A 22,215-nucleotide genomic window follows, 5' to 3' on the forward strand; every position below is an offset into this window, starting at 1 on the left:
CTAATATAATTTTATAAATTTTTCGAGACCGGCAGTGCTCCATTTGTAAGCATTAGGAATATTAAATCCACCAAATCTGGAGAGGTTTTTAATAAATGAATCAACATTTAGTCCATGAAATCTAGCATACGAATAGTTGTATGACCATGCCGACCTTTCTAAATATGTTTCAAAGCTTAATCCTTTCATATAATGATAACTGTGTATAAATTCATGATTAATAATAGTTTTTGCGAGATAATGGCCATTTACATGTATGCCTTTTAATCCTGGAGATACATATAAGGCAGAATAGTCTCCAGACTTAACAGTCTTTGCAAAAATAGTTCTTCCTGTATTGTCAATAGAACTGCCCATAGCATCTGTTTGATATTCAGTCATTAGTCCATTCTTTAATTTCAATATGTGTTTATCATCACCGGCACTAGGTAAATTAGTTTCTGACACTAATTCTATCTTTGAAATTTTAAGCTTTTTCATAATGACTTCTACATTTCCATTATTCTTATTGATGTATTCTATGAGCTCTTCTTGGCTGTTAAACTTTTGACCGTCATAGCTAAATTTTCCTTCTGCATTTGCCTGTAATACATCTTGACTATTATTGTTGGAAAATAATTTTCCAATTCCCCAACTAATAGCTCCCATAGCACCTCCAATCACGGCACCTTGTGTAATTCCTTTAAGGAAGTTCGTTCCACTGGCTAATGCCTGTACGGCAGAAGCTCCTGCGCCGGATAATACTCCGTTACCAATACTTGCAATTAAGGATCCGGCACTGAATACCTGGCCGAGGCCTGCTGATACTGCACCTGTTATTGATCCGATGGTGACGGCTTTAAAGAAGCCCGATACACTGAAGCTTTTTGTCAGATATGCTTTTGCAAGATATAAAAATGTTGCAATAGCTGATGAAATTATTGCACCCGTCATTACTGTTCCCCAAAATGCTCCCATCACTGCAAGAAAGGCAAATTGAAATAATTCTCCATTTGGATCATTAAACATCAACGGATTATTTAGAACATAACCATATTTATTATAGTTTTGGGTATTATATGGATCCTGAATGTTTTCATCAGCATTTAAAAATCTTCTGAGTAACGGATCATATAATCTTCCATTCATATGGATAATTCCTACCTCAGCAAAATGCTCATGACCTGTATATCCTCTGTCTACTAATAATGAAGCATTATCAATGCTGTTTTTATCAGTCAGGATCGGCCCGTTTCCTATTTGAAGATGAGTGAAGTTACCCCATGCATCAAAATGCCTTTGCTCCAATTTATTTCCGGCTTCATCACTGATAGCAAGAATACTTCCCAAATAATCCTTATGTAGGAATCTATAAGAAGCATTGGCCTCATCGTAATTTTTTAAATATACGATATTACTCTCATATGGAGTTCCGCCAATGTAAATGGTATGTTTCTCTTTACCGGTAATATTGTCTTTAGTCACTTCAAAGCTTCCATCTTCACTATAGAACCTTGTAAATTTGCCTTCTTGTTCAGGATCAAAATTACCTCCGAAAGAGACTTTTTGTCTCATCGCTGTTAATCCGTATTGGAATGCTACATCCCCTTTTTCTCCATCAATAAATATCGGATCATTATTCTCGTTATAGGAAATATTTTGAATAAGATCGTTATTATAATTTTGTGTTCCGGCTGCATTAAGGGTCATTCCTGTTGGTTGATAAACCTTAGCTGAATTTTCAAATTTAATTTTTCCAACCTGGTCATTTTCAAGAATTCTTCCTTTGACATCGTAAATATTAGAATTGTACTGACCTGTCACAGGATTAGTCCATTTTACTAATCTATTGTTGTTGTCATATTCAAATACTTCTGTGATATTAAAGTCTCCTCCGGTTCTTCTGCTTCTTAATTCATTTTTAATGGCATCAAAAGAATAGGTTACCTGTAAAAGATCCTGTTTAACTTGAGAAGAATGATTTATACTTGTTAAAAAGCCATTGCTGTCATCATAGAGGTTTGTAATGTTAACCGCTCCTAATTTGGCTTTAAGAATCTGGCCTCTCAGATTAGTTTCTTTGATTTCAGATAAAATTTTCCCCGAATTTTTATCTTTTACCTGGTATAAATCCCCGTTCCATTCATTGTAGGCATTTTCAACCACTACCTTTGTAAGGGTTCCGGAAGAATATAGTTGTTTTTCATAAGAAATGACTCTTGCTTTATCGTCATAAGTGATTCCTTTTTTTATGAAATATTTATCATTGCTATTTTCTGAAGTAGAAATAACTCGTCCCTGCGGATCGTATGTTATAGTAGAACCATACGCCTTTCCTTTAGAAGTACCAGATTTTGAAGTAATTCTTCCCTTATTATCATAAGCAAAGGAAATCAGTTTATTGGTAGCCTTTCCACCATCTGCGGTAGAAATTTCTTTCTGAGAAATAAGCTGCCCAAGATTATTATAGGTATATTCTTTTGTTCCTTTTGGACTGATTGTTTTTTTAATTTGACCGAACCCATCATATTCGTATTTATAGACTCCATTTGAAGGGTCATTAAATTCAATTTTTCTTCCCCATGAATCATATTGTGTTGTCACAATATTTTCTGCATATTGTGCTTTTATTTGGTCTCCGGCAGCATTGTAAGAGAATTTAATTGTTCCTCCTTTATCCGTTGTAGAAATTACATTACCCAGAGCATCCATGGTTTTTGTGGTCACTCTCTTATTCCCTTTTGTTTCCTCTATCGTTGTACTTAATCCTGAGGAAGTATTTACAGTTTCTAAACCACTAAATGATATAGCGGTTACTTTTGGAGGGAAAACAGAATCGTCATAAATGATTTTATTCCATTTTTCAGGTTTCGGACCAACATAAGAAGGCTCGCTTTCGCCTGTTTTTCTTCCCAAAACATCATATTGAACTTCTTTGGAAACATATTGTCCCTGTCCAAACGCCTTGGTTGCAGTTTTATATTGTTGGCCTAATAAATTTGTATATACAACTTTAACCCCTCCATCAGGAGAATATTCTGCTGTTTCTGTTCCAACAGGGTCTCTGAATCCAAGCATTCCATTACGAAATAGGGTTGTATATGTATACGTGGTTGTACCTTGTAAATTGGATTTTGACTTCATTATTTTGTCCCATTCATCATAAGTATTGATTATCTTATTGCCGATGGGATCAGTTTCAGTCAAAACTTGTCCCTGATCATTGTAGGTGAAATGAGTCTCAAGGCCTAAATTATCCGTTTGCTTTTCAATAAATCTTCCGGTACTCTCATATTGAGCCTTATTAGTTTGGGTTTTTGAATCTGTACTATTGGCAATTGTTTTCTCTATTGTATTTCCAAATCCATCGTAGTTATAAGATTCCTGGAGATATTCCGTATTATCCCTATTCCATTTTTTTAAGGTCTTTAAAAGATTGTTATCATAGAGGTATTCTTCTTTTGAAGTTTTCGTATCACCATAAGCCTGTATCGTGCTTGTTTTTACTTTTGGACGACCAATGTAATAATCAGAGCCATTACCAGCCGGATTATGAATGTATTCGAAATTCGAAATAGTTGTGGCAAAACCATCATTTAACTTGGAAATACTTTGTGAAGGCAAATAGTATTCACCATAAGTTATATTACTTGTGGTAACGGTATTGGTTAGAAAATCTTTTGCTTTTGTTGATGTTGGAATAACAGCAGTAACTACTTTAGATTTGTCTATATTATTAAGAGAAGTTAATATCTGTCCGTTTAACAATTTATCAGTGTTGTAAATTGTAGATTTAAAGCTTAATAGTTGAGTGTTATTTTCTGAAAGATCTGCAGGAAATACTTTTGCCTCGTCATTGGTTCTAATTGACCATTCTTTAGTGATAGCAGCATCATTTAATGGATCCATTTCGATACCCGACCAAACTTTTGTATTTTCAAATCCATCAGCATACCACGATGAACGTGCAGATTGGCGGAAACCTATTACCCCTTTGCCTAATAAATGAGAGACAAATCCTCTATAACGGAAATCCTGTTTTCTTCCTGCGTATCTTAATTGTGATACAGCTGTGGTTTGATAAACTTTATTAAGTTCTAAATAAGGGAATTTTTCTTTTTTAACCGTTTGATAAATATTAGGGTCAACATTTGAATTCAGCTCTTTATACTCAATTTCTGTTGTTACATTTCCTTGGGTAATTGATTTGATTCTTGCATCTTTTGAAACATCATAATAATTAAATTTATAGAGTCTGTTTTTTTGAAATACAAGAATATTTTCATCAGACATATTGATTCTGAAATTTCCAAATATTGGATTGTAATGATCCGCAACAGTAGACCATGTGAAGTTTTCTACTAAAGGATCATACCAAGCTCTGTCTGTGTTATACTTGTACGGGAATCCTCTTCTGTTTTCAATTAATCCTCGTGTAGAATTAGGAGGTAATTTTGTCTCTGAAATTCTGTAGTTGACTAATTTTTTCTTTTGAAATTCAACTTTTGAAGAGGCGGCTTTGTATCCCGTATTTTCATACAAATTAATCAAAAATCGGGATTGAGCTCCCTTTTGACCTATTTGTACCAGTGAATAGAATTCTATAAAATCAGATTTTCCGTCTTTGTTAAGATCTTGTGCTACATAAGATCTTTTGTAGGAATACCATGGAATATAGTTGTCCGGGTCATTTTCATCTCCAGCAAAATAGCAGAAATTACTATAATATTTTTCAACAAATCCTACACCTGTTGAAGTATACATTCTCCAGTCTGAAGAACCAAATGCTGCAGGGATTAGAAAATCCGTTTTACCGTCCCCATTGTAATCTCCTAATACAGCTCTGTCCCAAATTCCTGTAATAGATGGAGGGTTGTTCAAAGAATTGCTAAATATTGGTGTTTCAATGACCGTGATATTTTGCCCATTGTCCTGCAGTTTAACAAATGTCGGTACATTGTTGTTAATTCTTAAAAAGTCTGTTTTACTATCACCATCAAAGTCTCCTGTCATATAATTGCTCATTGCAGGAGAGTTTTTAGGAAGAAGGTCAAAAGAAGCAAAAGAACTGTTATTAGCAATATCTTTATCTAAATTAAGACGTAGATATTTATATAAACCTGCTGCGTCTTTTACAGTTACAATCAATTCAGAAAGTCCATCTCCATTAAGGTCTACTTCCTTTAGCTGGTTTTCAACTACTGTATTTTGATCTGCAGCATATTGGGAGTATTGAATTGTTTTGCTAAACTGATAATCTAAGGTATTGTTATCAGAGAAAATATATACTTTAAACTCCAGATCCGCTTTTTGACTGCCATTTATTGGATTTTTCTTAAATATTACCAAACTTTGTTTTGAGTTAACGATATTATTATTATCCTTAACGACAATGGCAGATGCGTTATCAAGAGATTCTTTAGAAATGTCAGCGGATACATAGATTTTCTCAGGTTTATTGTCATCAAAAATGTTTCTGAAAAGATAAAAACCTCCCGATTCATAAACCCATTCCATACATTTTGAATCACTGTAATCCGTATAAGAAATCTCATTTTCGTCTGCTCTTGGTGATAACGGAGCTTCGCTATTATACCTTTTACAATAATTAACCGTATTAGAATATTTCAACATATCTACTTTTCCATCTCCATCAAAATCTCCTAAAACTTTATGATCTTCAGTAGAGTCATATTGAGTAGATTTCCACCCACCCAACTTAGATTTTTCATAATTAAAGTTAACAGAATTAGCCTGGTCCCCAGCTGAATTAGACTCAGTTATTGAACTAAGGAATTGATAACCTAGCCCGTTATCGTCTTTGGTGTATGTTATATTATATGTTTTATAAAGCTTAGAATTTGAGTTCACTTTGATCTCGGACAAAATTTTATCCTGAACCATTGTTAGGTTTTGAATATACGACTGTTCAACAAACTCTCTGTCAACATAAGTAAATGCAATGGAATTAAGATGTGGCTTATTTAAAGTTTCATTTCCTCCCCAATTGATCGTGGATATTCTTGATATCCCTCCCTTTGACTCTCTAAAGCCTCCTGAACCTGTGCTGCTCCAGTTGCTCTCATAGTTATAAGTAATAAAATTACCTTGTGCATCTTTCCATTTTGTAATGTTGTATTCGAGTGCAGGAATATATCCTCCTCCTCTAAAACCACCATCGGAAAATGTTTTTTCGTATTTTGCCTGTGACCCGTCCTCAAAAGTAACCTCCCAGTATGCCGGACCTGAAGCGTTAACACCAAATGATTTGATCTTGATGTTGGAATACTTTTCTGTAGTATATTCGGCACCTTCCTTTCCATATTCACCGGATTTTAAAATTAATCTTTGCCCGTTAAAGCTATAATAATCCGAGTAATCCAGCTGAATGTTTTTGCTTTCACCGTCCTGTTCTATATTTTTTCCTGATCTTGAAATAGTAGAGATTCCGGCAATACTCCAGCCAAATCCGGCAATTCCATTCCCGGAGCCACTGGTATAGGCAAGATTGACTTGTGGGGCTACACTTTTAACTCCCGGAGGAGTATCTATTGGTAAGGTGAATTGTAATTGCCCAACTCCATTTACCTCAATATTTCCTTTGGTATTATGGAAGTTTGGGGTATTTGCCCCACTTGGGTTATTGGCTCCAGCTTGGGAGTCTGTGGGTCCACCGCCTGGATTCTCCGTGGCCGGACCTATTTTTGCTAAAAATGAATTTGATACATTCCCTGTAGCATGAAATCCCTGTGCCATAACCACTGCCTGCGGATCCTGTACTGTGCGGGATGCGGTTTCTGGCTGGTAAAGTATGGTCTGTGAAAAGCCCAATACCGAACACAAGGATAACATCAATGATGAAATAAATTTCATTGTTGTATTAGTTGTTTTATAAATGATAATTAATTAATGATGATTGATAGGTAGAAATAATCTTTTCAATGATTTTCTATTTCTATCTTTTCGTAACATTTTTTCCAAAGACTCTTCCGTCTTTTAACGTAAAGCGAAGAATGTAAACTCCCCAGTCATATCCGGTCATATTGATTTTCACCTGACGGTTTAATCCTGGAGTATTCTGCTGCTGGAATTTCCAATGAACGGTACTGTGCTGGTAGAGTGAAACAGATTCAATTAAGCTGTCTACCTCTTCCGTCCAGTCGATGGTTAAATAATCATTCACCGGAACCGGATAGAGTCTGATATTTTTCAAGAATGTTTTCTCATCCATAGCCGGAGCCTGTTGGGTAACAGCAACTGTTTTTGCCAATTCCTGTACTTTAATTTCTTTTGTTATCAACTCATCGGTCTTTTTGCCAGCGGCATTAGGTCCTCTGTATCGTTGATTTCCTGCTTCGTCGTATTTGAAATAAACTTCGGTTTGCGAATAACCAAGGAAACCAATTAACAAAGAAAACACAGAAAGTAATTTTCTTTTCATCTTTCGTTATTTTTGAGTAGTTAAAAATTGTTGAACCTGCTGCTCTAATTTTTCAATTTTATCAGACTGAGATTTTAATTGCTTATTCTGCTCAATAGAATAAAGCGTTAACTCTTCGATTTTTTCAAGAAGTTTGGTATTCATTTCAGCAACGTTAATTCCCTTTTCCATTACCTCATCAGCAGATGGAATATTGGGAAGATGTCCTTTTTCTGCAATATGCTTTTCTACTTCCTCTAATGATTTTAATTGATAATCCTTTTTAAAAACATAATCTGCCCATACATTAGCTTTTACTTCAACTTCTTTGGCATGGATTTTACCATCAAATTTTGCTATTCCGTTGTTGAGGAACTTAATCCAAATTCCACGGGTAGCATCCTGGAATCCTATAAATGTGTTACCATCATTGTTATCATTGGGTTGGGCTATAATAATGTTGTGAGAATTTCCCAGATTTCTTAAAACAGTATCTCCAATTAATCCTCCATAACATCCGTTGCAGCTCACTTTAGCAATCTGAAATCTCCCTACTGAATTTGCTAATTCGAAAAGAGTATTTTCATTGTTATAAATTCTTAATGAAGCAGGTGAAGTTGTATCAGGATCATTTAGTCCGATTTTCACTCTTCCGTCACTGGACTGGGTAAGAAGGCTGCTCCAGGTTCCCCATTGAGGATCTGTTGATAGTCCGTTTCTGTAAAAAATACCTCCATCATTAAAGTTAAGCTGATGACGCTTGTTTCCTGTGCTATCTCCCCAGGGAGCAATCGTTAACATCCCGGAGTGATTCCCTGTTCCCGGAACACCTACTGCTACTCTTGATTTAAATTCTGCCTTAACCTCATAATTATAAGCTGCTGGCAAGTCATTGGTATTTCGGGTATCATGAATAGTTAAACCCGGTGCATTTTGGGCATAAGCTAAACTTGAAAATGCCATTCCGGCAATCAATAGTGTTTGTTTCATATATTAGTATAAATAAGTTTAAAAAGTAGTTTTGAATTTGAAAGAAATAGTCATTTGTTTTTTTTGCAAAGATAATAAAATAGACACTAAAAAGTGTCTAATAGCTCTGATTAAGTTGATTTTGAGATAGTTTATGAATATCTTGATTATAGTAATGAATAAATTAAAAAAGAGTGGTGTTTCTTTTAATAATTGATAAGAATACAATGGAAAAATAGTTTTGCGTAAAAAAGGAGTCCTGGAATTGATAAAATATATTTTATAATCCTTATAAGGTTTAATAGGGTAGTGATTATTTAAACTCCTTCAACACTTCCTGCTAAAGAACCTATACTATCATTCCTAAAAAGCTTGAAACGTTGAAAATGACAGAAACTATATGGCAACCACCCATGAGATAATAGGTGCCAAAAAGAAGAACTCTCCAGTAGGAGGTATTTCAAGAGCATCATATTCAGCTTTTGTAAGTTCACTATATCTTGGTCTTGAAAAGAAGTTTAGCGTATAGCCTATTGCCGCTACACCACCAATCACTGCACCTTTCCAGACGCCCTCAAGGAAATTCTGTCCCGTAATCAATGCTGTTACACCTCCTGTTCCTGCGCCTGTTAGAGCTCCATTTGCAACAGTGCTCAAAAAACCACTGGCACTAAAGACCTCTCCCAAACCTGCAGACACAGCACCGGTGGCTGCACCAAATAAATCAGCATCTATTATACAATATTACATTTCCCAATCTGCTTGTGGAAAAGTCTTTTTATATTCATCGCTTGTTTTAATTAAATTAAGAAGTTGTAAAGTAATCATATCGATATTTGCTTGTTCATCATCTTTTACAGCACATTCTTTGACATCATTGATATTCTCAGAATTAACTAATATCTGTCTTTCAATTAATATATCTTCATTTTCTTCTTTCATTTTCATACACAACTTTTTATTAGGGATTTTTAATTCTTTATATTTATTATAAATATCATTAAGATCTTTCTGCAACAGAGTAATTTTTATTTTTTTATCAATAAATGTACTCGATGTTTTTTCATAAATCCTATACACTCCTGTTTTGCTATTATAGTACTTTTCGCCTACTAATATTGAGTTAATGTAAAACTGTGAATAAAATACAATAAACACATCATTGTTTGTAATTCCTGATTTTAGAGGTGGAGAACAGCTAATTAGTAAGAAAGCAAGTGATATATTAAATATATTTTTCATTTTAGAAATCCCTATACTACATTTCCCAATCTGTTTTTGGAAAAGTCTTTTTATATTCATCGCTTGTTTTAATTAAATTAAGAAGTTGGGAAATACTAATATCAATATTACCTTTGTTTATTTCCCAAGATAATATTATTAATATTTCAAGAATTAATAATATGCCCTTCAATTAATATTTTCATGTCATTACTCATAAAATCTAGGGAATGCCTCTCTGTATTCTTTTTTTGTTTGCAAAATATTTTTTATTTTAATATAAAGCTGTGAGAGCTTGTCAATTTCGTTATTATTTGTACTGCATTTTGAGGTGATTTTTTCATTCCCTGTAATAAAGGTGGTTTTGATAGTAATGCTATCTTCATATGTCTTACAACCTGAAATACTTTGTATGTTAAGTTTTTTAAACAAATTATAGATTTCTTGTTTTTCATTACTATTGAGTTTAATAACAACCGTCTCTGGTCTTCGATTTTTTAAAATACCAGAATAACTATCATAAGAGAACTCACTCCTCACAATATTTTCTTTATTGTAAGAAATATCAGAGAAATAAAAATCCTTTTTATTTTGCTTAAAAGATGAACAACTGGGGGAAAATAAGATAATACCGAGTAAAATTAGAGATCTGCTCATGTCAAGGAAATTTAAAAGTTTTATTGAAAATTGGTAAAAATTTATTATACATAAAATTATACAGAATTTTTTGTCCTGAGTTTAGTCCATTTATTGTTCTTAGAATATCACCCATTTCGACATAGTTATTCCCGTAATTAGGTAAAATATAATTTTTTAAAGCATATATACGCTCCAGTCTTTTTATGGCGAGATGTTCAACATCATATAAAAGTTCATCAAATCTTTGATTTTTTTCTATTTCCATTAAGGGTATACCTATTGAAAACGAAAGAGCGTGTGAAGTTTCATGTGCCATTGTTTTTCCTAACAGTTTAAGATTTGAAGCTGCCTTTGTAGAGTATAGTATTGTTGATTTCCCTGATCCATAATTAAAAGTGGTTCTTCCTAAAACATTAAAATTTCCTCCATCATTCATCATAAGGCCTTTGGAGTTGCTTAGTCCCAAGCCTTCACTTTCAATCTTGTATTGCCCATTATCAGGAAGATTGGCTCTGGCATCTTTAATGCTTTTACTCATAGTTTGTAAGTCTGGCTCCACATCAACGCTGGTGTCGACTGATATCTCGTTTGTAGTCGTATATTTAGGTTTATTATATCCCTTAGTATAATATTCACAGTATAACTAATCCATGCCACAGCTCCTCCAATTACAGCACCTTATAACGTTTCAAATTCCCATGGGAACGTTTGCTTATACTCTGGTTTAGATTTTATTATTTTTAATAATTGCATTTCGATGCTACGAAAATTATTTTTATCCTGATCGTTCTGGTAACATTTTTGAAAAGAAATTCTTTCCCATTCTTTGCTGAAACTAATCTTTGTTTTACTTAAAACAGTGCCATCCTCGTTATATAGACAGTTAATTTCTTCTGTGGGCAAATTATATTCTTTATAAACAGCATAGATGCCTTTAAGTTCTTCTTGCGTAAGGTTAATATTAATATCCTTTTGTAATCCCGCAGATTTATAATTTACTAATAAAGAATTTTTACTACTATCAAACATGAACTGTATATAATTTTCTGATGGATTAAAAACAGTCCTTTGATAGGTTAAAATAATATTACCTGGTACCTCCTGTGCTTTGCAATTCGATAAGAATAGCAGTAATAATAAATTAAATATTTTCATTGTGTTACTTCATAAATCTATTAAATATTTTATAAAAACTATCATAAGCTTTATTAAAAAATAATTTTTCAAAAGGAGATAGTGCATTATATGTAAAATTAATATCTTCCATAAAAACTCCTTTTATCTTTGTTATATCAACATATCCATTTTTGAAATACAGTTGCTTTGTAGCATATAAATGTTCTAACTTGTATATTGCCAAATGATCTGTTGTATTTAGTCTCACATCGTAACTAGAATTAATTTCAATACTTAAAGAAAGAAATCGTTGAGAAAATGCATGTGCTGTTTCATGAACCATTACTTTACCCAGTAAGATGTCATTTTGAGCAGCCAAAGGAGAGTAAACTATATCTGATTTTCCTGTAAAAAAATCTACTGGTTTTGTCCAACCTAAAACTCTTTTTTCATTACCTAATAATAAATGTCCATCTAAGGTTGGTTTACCTACATATTCCTTTCCAATACCAAATTCTTGGATTTCCTCATTTGTGAAATTTTTTATTCTTTTTGTGTTTACACTTTTATTCATTGTCTCGTTACTAATTTTGGCATCATAGCTTTCACCATTCTGTGCAATCTCATTATCGGTAGTATAATAAGATTTATAACTACCATTTGCAAGGTAACTAGCTGTATAACTAACTGCTGCTACACCACCACCAATCACCGCACCTTTCCAGACACCCTCAAAGAAATTCTGTCCCGTAATCAATGCTGTTACACCTCCTGTTCCTGCACCTGTTAGAGCTCCATTTGCAACAGTGCTCAAAAAACCACTGGCACTAAAGACATCTCCTAAACCTGCAGACACAGCACCGGTGGCTGCACCAAATAAATCAGCATCTATACAATATTACATTTCCCAATCTGCTTGTGGAAAAGTCTTTTTATATTCATCGCTTGTTTTAATTAAATTAAGAAGTTGTGAAGTAATCATATCGATATTTGCTTGTTCATCATCTTTTACAGCACATTCTTTGACATCATTGATATTCTCAGAATTAACTAATATCTGTCTTTCAATTAATATATCTTCATTTTCTTCTTTCATTTTCATACACAACTTTTTATTAGGGATTTTTAATTCTTTATATTTATTATAAATATCATTAAGATCTTTCTGCAACAGAGTAATTTTTATTTTTTTATCAATAAATGTACTCGATGTTTTTTCATAAATCCTATACACTCCTGTTTTGCTATTATAGTACTTTTCGCCTACTAATATTGAGTTAATGTAAAACTGTGAATAAAATACAATAAACACATCATTATTTGTAATTCCTGATTTTAGAGGTGGAGAAAAGCTAATTATTGGTAAAAGAAAAAGGAGTTTAACAAAAATACTTTTCATAATATAAATTATTTCATTACTCTATTAAAAACTGGAAGCAATTTATCATAGAAATTATTAATCTGCTTTTGGATATTTGAAGGGAAGTTAATGAATTGAGTAGACAATTCTTCTCTATCGATTCCAAATACCTTTATAGCATTTAAGTTATTTTTATTTGCAAAATGATTTATGATCAGTAGTGTCATATTTTTTACTTAATAGTATTTCCCTATCCCATTTATTCCTTGTTATATTGACACCTGCTATACCTAGCATATTCAAATAAGCGTGGCCAGTTTCATGAACCATAACTAGACCCAATAAATCTTTATATTGTGCAGAAAGTGGAGAATATAGAATATCTGTTTTCCCACTCAAATAATTTTGTGGGCTTGCAAAACCCAGTAGTTTTTGCCCTTGTTCACCGAAAGCTAAATAGCCTTCAGAATTTCCTGGTCCTAAAGTATTTTGGGCAACTCCATAATTACTTATAGGGTCTTCTTTAGGAAAAAGGTTATTTTGAATATCATTAATATTACTTTGCATAGTTTCTTTACTTATAGTAGGATCATATTTATAATCTTCATTAGTGTTAGTTGCAGAAAAGGAGCGAGACTTGTAATTCCCATTTGCGAAATAATTTATACTATAACTTATAGCTGCGACACCACCACCAATCACCGCACCTTTCCAGAGGCCCTCAAGGAAATTCTGTCCCGTAATCAATGCTGTTATACCTCCTGTTCCTGCACCTGTTAGAGCTCCATTTGCAACAGTGCTCAAAAACCACTGGCACTAAAGACCTCTCCTAAACCTGCAGACACAGCACCGGTGGCTGCACCGAGTAAAATAGACTTTGCAAAGCCTCCCAATGAAAAGTTATTGTATATTGTTGCCTGCAAGATATAGATTCCCATGCTTATAGCAGCGCCAATAATAGCACCAGACAAGACCGTAGCTGCAAACCAGCCAATTCCTATTCCCACTAAAAAGGGAAGAACCTCACCACTCGGGTCATTGTATATCAAAGGATTATTTACAGCATATCCATATTTATTATAGATTTGGGTGTTATAAGGATCCTGGATGTTTTCATCCGCGTTTAAGAATCGTCTCAATAAAGGATCATATAACCTTCCGTTCATGTGGATGATGCCGACTTCCATAAAATGTTCATGAGAAGTATAGCCTTTGCCTACAATATTATCCTCCTACAAGCTCAGGAATTAAAAATCTACCCTACTTTCCAACAAAGTCATTGGGATATTTTAATCTATATGTTGGTAAAATAAATTCATATAATTTAGCTTCTATTTTATCATATTTTTCTTTGTCCTCCCAATCGATATTACATGGCTGACTTTCTGTGTTTTTGTTTTTATTAAAACTGATTGTTGAACTTGATATAAGTTTATTGTTGTTAATAAATACACAATTATGCAGGTTTTTAGGTCGTAGTTTTAAATATAAATCATAAATCTCTTTGACATTTTTTTCGGTTAGATTTACAATGATACTTTTACTTTTATAGCCATCAGAATTATGGAATTCTTTTACTTCATAAATGCCAGTTTTACTATTATAAGATTTAATTTGATCAATTACATTATTATCATATATAATGTCTTTATATGTCAGGTAAAGTCTACCTTTTTTTTGTGCTATGCAGCTTTGGTAATTAATGATGTATAAAATCAAGAATAAAGTTTTAAATATTGCGTTTTTATTTTCCATAATATATGAATCTGTTAAATACTTGTCCTATACCAGCAGAGACTGCTCCTGTAACCGCTCCAATTAGAATAGATTTGGCAAAACCTCCTAATGTCCAGTTATTATTTATGGTTCACATACCCATATTCATTATAATTTCAGGATACTGCTAGGATCCTGGATCTTATAACCTTGCGTTCATGTTAATGATGCCTACTTTCATAAATTTTTTATGACTTGTGTATTTCCAGCATACAATGAGATCATTTTCCAAGTTCAAGGATTAAATATCAACCTACTTTCCAATAAACTCATTAGGATATTTCAATTTATAAGTTGGTAAAACGAACTCATAAAGTTTATCTTCAATTTTTTTGTATTTTATTTCATCATTTTCATCTTTATTACATGTTAGATTTTGTAATTTATTATTATCAAAACTGATTGATGAGCTATACATTAACTGATTTCCTAAATACAAACAATTTCTTAAATTTTGAGGCTTTAATTTCAAATACAAATCAAAAATCTCTTTTACGTTATCTCTAGTAAGGTTCACGGTAATAATCTTTGATTGATAATTTCCATCTGGATATAATTGTTTATTTTCATAAATGCCAGATTTACTATCATAAGTAAAAGAGTTACTTATTTTTTTATTGATTATAAATACTCTTTCGTAAGTAAAACTTAGATTTTTATTCTGTTGTGAATTACAGTTTTGAGCTGTACTAAAAAATAATAATAAATATATAATGATATAATTTTTCATTATTTTTTCTCATTATGCCAATAAAAAGTTTTATTATATTGTTCGCTTGATTGTATGAAATTTAAAACTAAGCTTAGTAAAGTCTCGAAGTCTTCTGTTTTATTTTTTCGATTCAAATATTTGCTACTATTATTTATTAATTTTGCATTTTCATAAAAAAAAAGCGAAATTTCAATATAATCTGACTTTTCTAAAGATCCATATATAAGAGTATTTTCTTTCAATTTAGTAGAATTTAATAAAGAGTAAATACTTTTTTTTTGATCCAATTCTAATGGTATATAAGCCTCAAATATCTCTTTGTTAATATTTGTAGTATCATGAAAAGTGTTTCTATCATAATTTATTTCCTTATAAATTCCAGTTTTACTACTGTATAGACGTTCTTCAATTAATTTGAAATTATCACAAACCCTACGCGCGTATATAAACTCAGAATTTTGGGAATACATTATTGAAGAATATATTAGCGAAAATAATATCAATATTTTTATCATGGGAAACTAATTTTTCGGTTAAAAATAGGTTGAAGAGCTCTATATGCACGATTGAAGAAATTAAACTGCGTATTATTCAATAGTTTTAAAGTATTCTCTAGAGTTTGTTGGCCGGTAAAAAAACTGCTTGGCCTAAAGGTTAAGTTGTTAATACTGGCGACATCATGTTCTAAAAAACCTAATGCAAGATGCTCAGTGCTATCATTATAAAGACCTTTTATATTTATTTTCATATCAGGTAGGAATAACATATTGCTATATGCATGCCCAGTTTCATGCAGCATAGTAAATTTTAATAAATATTTATCTTGAGCAATTCTAGGAGAATATAAGATATCTGATTTACCAGTCCAAAAATTTCTTTTGCCAGTATAAGCAAGAAATTTATTTTTCCCACCATCTCCCATATCTAAATATCCATCAATGCTTTTGCCAAGACTTTGCTCACCAACACCAAAATTATCTTTTAGCTTAAATAGTTTGCCTTTAGTTTGAGAAATGTTGCATGACATTTCTTCATTGCTTACTGATGGATCATAAGATGTTTTATTCTTTAAATCATTTTCAGAAAGAGCTTTTCCTTGGCTAGATTTATTGTAAAATAAACTTTGCATTGAATATGTAATCCCTGCCACAGCTCCTCCAATTACAGCACCTTTCCAGACACCCTCAAGGAAATTCTGTCCCGTAATCAATGCTGTTACACCTCCTGTTCCTGCACCTGTTAGAGCTCCATTTGCAACAGTGCTCAAAAAACCACTGGCACTAAAGACCTCTCCTAAACCTGCAGACACAGCACCGGTGGCTGCACCGAGTAAAATAGACTTTGCAAAGCCTCCCAATGAAAAGTTATTGTATATTGTTGCCTGCAAGATATAGATTCCCATGCTTATAGCAGCGCCAATAATAGCACCAGACAAGACCGTAGCTGCAAACCAGCCAATTCCTATTCCCACTAAAAAGGGAAGAACCTCACCACTCGGGTCATTGTATATCAAAGGATTATTTACAGCATATCCATATTTATTATAGATTTGGGTGTTATAAGGATCCTGGATGTTTTCATCGGCATTTAAGAATCGTCTTAATAACGGATCATATAACCTTCCGTTCATGTGGATGATGCCGACTTCCATAAAATGCTCATGAGAAGTATAGCCTCTATCGATGATGAGATTCTTCGCTGTGCTCAGAATGACAGCCTGGTCGGTGATGATCTGTCCGTTTCCAATCTGTAGGTGAGTGAAATTGCCCCATGCATCAAAATGTCTTTGCTCCAGTTTATTTCCAGCTTCATCACTGATGGCGAGAATGCTTCCGATATAATCTTTATGCAAAAATTTGTAAGAACCGCTGCTCTGCGTAAAGTCTTTTAAATATACAATATTACTTTCATAAGGTGTCCCACCAATATATAGAATATGTTTTTCTTTACCCGTTGAGTTGTCTTTTATGATTTCAAAGCTGCCGTTCTCACTATAAAACTTTGTAAACTTACCTTCTTGATCGCTTCCGAAATTTCCTCCATAGGTCACCTGCTGCCTCATAGCCGTTAATCCATACTGAAATGCTACATCGCCTTTTTCACCATCAATAAATATCGGATCATTATTTTCGTTATAAGAAATAGTTTGGATGAGGTCATTGCTGTAATTCTGAGCTCCCGCAGCATTAAGGGTCATTCCTGTCGGCTGATATATTTTCGCAGAGTTCTCATACTTCATCGTTCCCACCTGGTCGTTTTCCATAATCCTGCCTTTCACATCATAGACGTTTCTGTTAACCGTTGGCTTAGCCCCTGTTACAGGATTTGTCCAGTTCACCAATCGGTTGTTGTCATCATAATCAAATGATTCCGTAATATTGAAATCTCCTCCTGTAGTTCTGCTCTTTAATTCATTTCTGATGGCATCAAATGAGTAGGAGAGTTGTAGAATACCCGATTTTACTGGCGATGAATGATTTACATTTGTTAAGAATCCGTTTGAATCATAGGTGTTATTAATATTTGCTGATCCTAATTGAGTCTTCAGTACCTGCCCTTTGGCATTAGCTTCTTTAAGCTCCCAGAGAATTTTACCGGAGTTTTTGTCTTTTACCTGAGCAAGTTCTCCATTCCATATACTGTAAACATTTTCTATTTGGACTTTGGTAAGGATGCCGGAAGAATACAATTGCTTTTCATAAGAAGTTACCCTTGCTTTATCATCATAAGTAATCCCTTTTTGAATAAAGTACTTTCCGTTGCTGCTTTCCGAAGATGATAGAACTCTTCCTTGCGGATCATAGGAAATATTGGAGCTGTAGGCTTTCCCTTTTGATGTTCCGGATTTGGAAATGAGCCGACCTTTATCATCATACGAGTACGAAATCTTTTTATCGGTAGCTTGTCCGCCGTCTGTTGTGGAGACTTCTTTCTGGGCAATCAGCTGTCCCAGATTGTTATACGTATATTCTTTTGTTCCTTTCGGACTGATGTTCTTTGTTGGTTGTCCGAATCCGTCATATTCGTACTTGTAAACACCGTTGGAAGGATCATTGAATTCCGATTTTCTTCCCCAGGAATCATATTTTGTAGACACAATATTTTCTGCATATTGAGCTTTGATCTGCTCTCCGGCCGCATTATAGGAGAATTGTATGGTTCCTCCTTTATCTGTTGTAGAAATTGTATTTCCTAAAGCATCCGTAGTTTTAGAGGTAGTTCTTCCATATCCATTCAATTCTTTTACTGTCGTAGTAAAACCGGAAATGGAAGTTTCCATTTTCTTCCCGTTAAATGCTGTGGCAGTAGCGTTAGCAGGAAATACACTGTCATCATAGGCAATGATATTCCATTCGCCTGCTGTTTGTCCTTCAAAATAAGGTTCAGATTCTTTCAGTTTTCTTCCTAATACATCATACCGGGCTTCTGTGGAAATAAATTGCCCTTGCCCAAATGCTTTGGTGGATGATTTATAGGGCTGCCCTAATTTATTGGTGTATTTTTTAGATACATCACCATCAGGATCATACTGGGTAATGACAATATTGGAATTGCTGTCTCTCTCATACTGGTAAGTCGTTGTTCCCTCTAAATTAGTTTTAGAAGTTAGTAATTTACCCCAAGTATCATAAGTATTGATAAGTGAGTTACCTAATGCGTCAGTTTGCTTTTTGATCTGCCCCCGGTCGTTGTATTCAATATAGGTTTCTAATCCCAAATTATCTGTTTTCTTGAGAACAAATTTTCCTTTAGAATCATATTCGGTCTTAGAAGTTTGCGTTTGTGAGTCTACACTGTTATTAATTATTTTTTGAGTTATATTACCGAAGCTATCGAAGCTATTGGTTTCCAATAGATAGCCTGTATTATCCCTGTTCCAGGTTTTCAGTGTCTTTAACAGATTACTTTCGTAGATGTATTCTTCTTTGGCAGACTTGGTATCACCATATGCCTGAACTACTTCAATTTTTGATTTTGGACGCCCAATATAATAGTCTGCTCCTATACCGGATGGGTTGTGGATATATTCGAAAGTGGAAGTCGAGATACCATAACCGGTATTGGTATTGGAAACACTTTGGGAAGGAAGATAATATGCTCCATAGGTAACACTGCTTTCAGTAACAGTCCCTGTCAGAAAGTCCTTGGTTTTGGTATTCTTTGGCAATATTGCAGTAACAACCCTAGATTTATCGGCATCATTAATTGTTGTAACCACCTGTCCGTTCAACAATTTATCAGTTTGATATTGTGTTGATTTAAAGCTTAACAGTTGGGAATTACTTTCAGAAATATTGTCCGGGAAAATTTTGCTTTCGTCATTTGTTCTGATCGACCACTCTTTAATTGGAAGTCCTTCATTTAAGGGATCTATTTCTGCACCACCCCATATTTTTGTGTTTTCAAATCCGTCTGCATACCAGGATGAGCGGGCTGTCTGATAGAACCCTGTCATTCCTTTCCCTTGCATATGCCCAGTCATTCCTCTATACCTGAAATCCTGCTTTTTACCTTCTTGTTTAAGTTGGGACACTATATAAGTCTGGTCAGCGCGAACTAATGAAAAATAGGGGTAATATTCTTTTTTTGTTTTACTGTAAAAAGATGGATTAATATCTGGATTAAGCTCTTTATAGTCTATTGTTGTTATAACACCCGCCTGGTTAACTGACTGAATTCTTGATAATTCAGCTAAAGAGCTTTGCGCTTTATATTTATGTACTCTAGTATTTTTAAACAAGAAAATATCATAATAGCTATTATTGGATTTTATTGAGCTGGTCAAAGGCTGAAATAGTTCATAATCACCTCCCGGAACATTATAAGAAGGGCTTTTTGTATTTAAACCTAGAATAAAATTAGTTCCACCATCAGCCTGCATTGTTTTAACCTCATACTGCAGGACTCTCCATTGTGCATTTCCATTGCCACCTACATATCCTACCGTATTTTTTGAATAGATAAAAGTAATATCAGATTTCCCATCTTTGTTAATATCAGATATTGAATAAAAATGATGATCCATTAAAGACCAGGTATTAGGATTAGATGGCTTTCTATATTTTAAAAAGTTTGTTTTTAAAACATTTTGAAATCCTTTTTTGGTCCCCATATAAAACCTCCAATTATCTGTATCCTGGGTATCTGTTGTAGGAATAGTAAAATCCAGATTGCCATCTCCATTAAAGTCTCCAAACAATATAGGAAACTCGGAGTCTTTGGTTTCGAGGAGATTGCCTGTGAATTTAACCTTTTTAAGGTATTGATTAGGGGCTGTTTGTACAAATTCAAATACAGTGTAAGTAGTATTGGACACATTAATAATGTCCACCTTTCCATCGCCGTCGATGTCTGTATATTTTTGATCAGTATAAGAACTTTCATCCAGATCCCAATTTCTTAAGTAAGTAGAAACCGGAGTATTTGAATTTTTCAGGTCTATGATATACCGGTCTATAAATCTTCCGTTTTTCAAAGTAAGAAAGACATCAGAGATACCATCGCCATTGATATCGCCTTCATTGATATCTACCTCACAGTTTGTGCATATGTTGGGAGTAACCAGTTTTTCAAATACTTTGACAAAAGCATTGTTTCTAAAAATATATCCTGAAATTTTACCCTCGCTATATTCAACGATTCCGTTGCCATTGTACACTTGTCCTTCTTCATCCAACAGAGCATTTACTAGTTTGGCGTTGTCTGCAAAAGTCTTACCTGTAGAAATATTTGAAAAATTATCATTAAAAGCCCCAAGCTTTACAGTCCCGTTATTCATAACGAAATCCAGATAAGAATCTCCATTAAAATCTCCTGTAAACTTAATACTATTAAAATCGTCATTATTATAAGGCAGAACACCATAATAATCTATTTGAGAGCCTACAAAGTTAGGGTATGAAAATGTGACCGGATTAGCAGCCTGGCCTTCGGAATTATATTCTGTTATTTTATCTAGAAACTGGTAGTTTGTTCCATTTTGCAAATAGCTGATTGCATATTTTTTAAATAATATACCGTTCGCATTCACTGTAATATTTGTAAGTATCCTTTGCTGTATAAATGAAATGCCATTGACAAAGCTTCCTTCTTTTAAATCTCTAGCAGTATAATTGAGTTGTATCTCATTAAAATGCTCTTTTCCCAATATTTCATTTCCGCCCCATTGTATAGTGGAAACTACGGCTACATTATTAGCTTGTGTATAGCTGTAGTTAATATAATTTCCTTGAGCATCTTTCCACTTCACAATATTATATTCCAAAGCTGTTCTTGCAGAAATATAGCTTCCTTCTGTTGTTGAGCCATACCAAGCTTGTGAGCCGTCTTCAAAACTTACCTCCCAATATTGTGGTCCCTGCCATTCTTGCCCTGTAATTGCTCCAACTGATTTAATTTTTACATTAGAATATTTCTCCGTCACATATTCCGCACCATCTTTTCCGTATTCCCCCGACTTCAAAATCAACCGTTGACCATTGAAACTATAATAATCAGAATAATCTAGCTGTACTCCCTTGACCTCTCCATCCTTTTCAATCGTCTTTCCTGTTCTGGAAATAGACGTGAGTCCGGAGAGGCTCCAGCCATATCCTGCAATTCCATTTCCAGAACCACTGGTGTAGACGAGATTAATCTGTGGTGCCACACTTTTAACTCCAGGAGGTAAGGCGATAGGTAAAGTAAATTGTAGCTGTCCAGCTCCGTTAACTTCAATATTTCCCCTGGTATCATGGAACTTACCATTTTCTTCTTTCGTTCCCGAGGGGTTATTGGCTCCGGCGTTTGAATCCGTAGGACCACCTCCAGGGTTATCTGTTGCAGGGCCGAGTTTTGCAATAAAAGGATCAGAAGTATCCGATTTAGCGTGAAACCCCTGTGCCATGATCACTGCCTGTGGATCCTGAACCGTCCGTGAAGTGGTTTCCGCCTGATATAATATGGTCTGTGAAAACCCCAATACTGAGAACAAGGACAGTATAAATGGTAGAATAAATTTCATATCTGTGTTTCTTTAATAAT

The 22,215-nt window shown here is 33.9% G+C and carries 16 protein-coding genes; all 16 read right to left on the reverse strand.

Annotated features, from left to right (window positions below; all coding sequences use genetic code 11):
• The 16 genes from EG342_RS07400 to EG342_RS07475 all read right to left on the reverse strand — a co-directional run bounded on the left by EG342_RS07400 (position 1) and on the right by EG342_RS07475 (position 22,195).
• On the reverse strand, positions 1 to 6,852 hold the full coding sequence (locus EG342_RS07400; protein ID WP_103289103.1) for an RHS repeat-associated core domain-containing protein: 6,852 nt from the start codon (positions 6,850 to 6,852) through the stop codon (positions 1 to 3).
• Between the two features lie 82 nt (positions 6,853 to 6,934).
• Positions 6,935 to 7,420 carry a hypothetical protein gene (locus tag EG342_RS07405; RefSeq protein ID WP_103289104.1) on the reverse strand — a complete coding sequence of 162 codons (486 nt, stop codon included), beginning with the start codon at positions 7,418 to 7,420 and terminating at the stop codon, positions 6,935 to 6,937.
• A gap of 6 nt (positions 7,421 to 7,426) precedes the next feature.
• Positions 7,427 to 8,389, reverse strand: coding sequence for a cell wall anchor protein (locus EG342_RS07410; RefSeq protein WP_103289105.1), 963 nt, complete (start codon positions 8,387 to 8,389; stop codon positions 7,427 to 7,429).
• A gap of 375 nt (positions 8,390 to 8,764) precedes the next feature.
• The gene (locus tag EG342_RS07415; RefSeq protein WP_103289106.1) at positions 8,765 to 9,067 is read right to left on the reverse strand and encodes a hypothetical protein; all 303 of its coding nucleotides are present in this window, start codon (positions 9,065 to 9,067) and stop codon (positions 8,765 to 8,767) included.
• A gap of 45 nt (positions 9,068 to 9,112) precedes the next feature.
• Positions 9,113 to 9,670, reverse strand: a complete 558-nt coding sequence (locus EG342_RS07420; RefSeq protein WP_103289107.1) for a hypothetical protein — start codon at positions 9,668 to 9,670, stop codon at positions 9,113 to 9,115.
• Between the two features lie 129 nt (positions 9,671 to 9,799).
• Positions 9,800 to 10,246 (reverse strand): hypothetical protein, encoded by a 447-nt coding sequence (locus tag EG342_RS07425; RefSeq protein WP_103289108.1) that lies wholly within the window; start codon positions 10,244 to 10,246, stop codon positions 9,800 to 9,802.
• Position 10,247: 1 nt separating this feature from the next.
• The gene (locus EG342_RS07430; RefSeq protein ID WP_103289109.1) at positions 10,248 to 10,766 is read right to left on the reverse strand and encodes a hypothetical protein; all 519 of its coding nucleotides are present in this window, start codon (positions 10,764 to 10,766) and stop codon (positions 10,248 to 10,250) included.
• A gap of 140 nt (positions 10,767 to 10,906) precedes the next feature.
• The gene (locus tag EG342_RS07435) at positions 10,907 to 11,383 is read right to left on the reverse strand and encodes a hypothetical protein (RefSeq protein ID WP_103289110.1); all 477 of its coding nucleotides are present in this window, start codon (positions 11,381 to 11,383) and stop codon (positions 10,907 to 10,909) included.
• 4 nt (positions 11,384 to 11,387) lie between these two features.
• A complete protein-coding gene (locus tag EG342_RS07440) occupies positions 11,388 to 12,200 on the reverse strand; it encodes a hypothetical protein (RefSeq protein WP_103289111.1) in 813 nt (270 codons plus the stop codon).
• A 42-nt stretch (positions 12,201 to 12,242) separates the two neighbouring features.
• A complete protein-coding gene (locus EG342_RS07445) occupies positions 12,243 to 12,743 on the reverse strand; it encodes a hypothetical protein (protein WP_123868046.1) in 501 nt (166 codons plus the stop codon).
• Positions 12,744 to 12,896: 153 nt separating this feature from the next.
• A complete protein-coding gene (locus tag EG342_RS07450; protein WP_103289112.1) occupies positions 12,897 to 13,508 on the reverse strand; it encodes a hypothetical protein in 612 nt (203 codons plus the stop codon).
• Complete coding sequence (locus tag EG342_RS07455) at positions 13,505 to 13,927, reverse strand: RHS repeat domain-containing protein (protein ID WP_103289113.1); 423 nt, start codon at positions 13,925 to 13,927, stop codon at positions 13,505 to 13,507. Before EG342_RS07455 ends, EG342_RS07450 begins: the two co-directional genes overlap by 4 nt.
• A gap of 37 nt (positions 13,928 to 13,964) precedes the next feature.
• Positions 13,965 to 14,459, reverse strand: a complete 495-nt coding sequence (locus tag EG342_RS07460) for a hypothetical protein (RefSeq protein ID WP_103289114.1) — start codon at positions 14,457 to 14,459, stop codon at positions 13,965 to 13,967.
• Positions 14,460 to 14,733: 274 nt separating this feature from the next.
• Entirely contained in the window at positions 14,734 to 15,210 is a 477-nt protein-coding gene (locus EG342_RS07465) for a hypothetical protein (protein WP_103289115.1), read from the reverse strand.
• Positions 15,210 to 15,707 (reverse strand): hypothetical protein, encoded by a 498-nt coding sequence (locus EG342_RS07470; RefSeq protein ID WP_103289116.1) that lies wholly within the window; start codon positions 15,705 to 15,707, stop codon positions 15,210 to 15,212. The genes EG342_RS07465 and EG342_RS07470 overlap by 1 nt, the downstream gene beginning before the upstream one ends.
• Positions 15,704 to 22,195: a SpvB/TcaC N-terminal domain-containing protein gene (locus tag EG342_RS07475; protein ID WP_123868048.1), complete on the reverse strand. Its 6,492-nt coding sequence runs from the start codon at positions 22,193 to 22,195 to the stop codon at positions 15,704 to 15,706. Before EG342_RS07475 ends, EG342_RS07470 begins: the two co-directional genes overlap by 4 nt.
• Positions 22,196 to 22,215 lie beyond the last annotated feature (20 nt).

Origin of the sequence: Chryseobacterium lactis (genome assembly GCF_003815875.1) — a bacterium.
Classification (GTDB): domain Bacteria; phylum Bacteroidota; class Bacteroidia; order Flavobacteriales; family Weeksellaceae; genus Chryseobacterium; species Chryseobacterium lactis.

Excerpts from the sequence above, each read along its gene's own strand:
- EG342_RS07400 (WP_103289103.1), bottom strand. The coding sequence starts at position 6,852 with ATGAAATTTATTTCATCATTGATGTTATCCTTGTGTTCGGTATTGGGC.
- EG342_RS07405 (WP_103289104.1), bottom strand. The coding sequence starts at position 7,420 with ATGAAAAGAAAATTACTTTCTGTGTTTTCTTTGTTAATTGGTTTCCTT.
- EG342_RS07410 (WP_103289105.1), bottom strand. The coding sequence starts at position 8,389 with ATGAAACAAACACTATTGATTGCCGGAATGGCATTTTCAAGTTTAGCT.
- EG342_RS07420 (WP_103289107.1), bottom strand. The coding sequence starts at position 9,670 with ATGAATATAAAAAGACTTTTCCAAAAACAGATTGGGAAATGTAGTATA.
- EG342_RS07425 (WP_103289108.1), bottom strand. The coding sequence starts at position 10,246 with ATGAGCAGATCTCTAATTTTACTCGGTATTATCTTATTTTCCCCCAGT.
- EG342_RS07430 (WP_103289109.1), bottom strand. The coding sequence starts at position 10,766 with ATGAGTAAAAGCATTAAAGATGCCAGAGCCAATCTTCCTGATAATGGG.
- EG342_RS07435 (WP_103289110.1), bottom strand. The coding sequence starts at position 11,383 with ATGAAAATATTTAATTTATTATTACTGCTATTCTTATCGAATTGCAAA.
- EG342_RS07445 (WP_123868046.1), bottom strand. The coding sequence starts at position 12,743 with ATGAAAAGTATTTTTGTTAAACTCCTTTTTCTTTTACCAATAATTAGC.
- EG342_RS07460 (WP_103289114.1), bottom strand. The coding sequence starts at position 14,459 with ATGGAAAATAAAAACGCAATATTTAAAACTTTATTCTTGATTTTATAC.
- EG342_RS07465 (WP_103289115.1), bottom strand. The coding sequence starts at position 15,210 with ATGAAAAATTATATCATTATATATTTATTATTATTTTTTAGTACAGCT.
- EG342_RS07470 (WP_103289116.1), bottom strand. The coding sequence starts at position 15,707 with ATGATAAAAATATTGATATTATTTTCGCTAATATATTCTTCAATAATG.
- EG342_RS07475 (WP_123868048.1), bottom strand. The coding sequence starts at position 22,195 with ATGAAATTTATTCTACCATTTATACTGTCCTTGTTCTCAGTATTGGGG.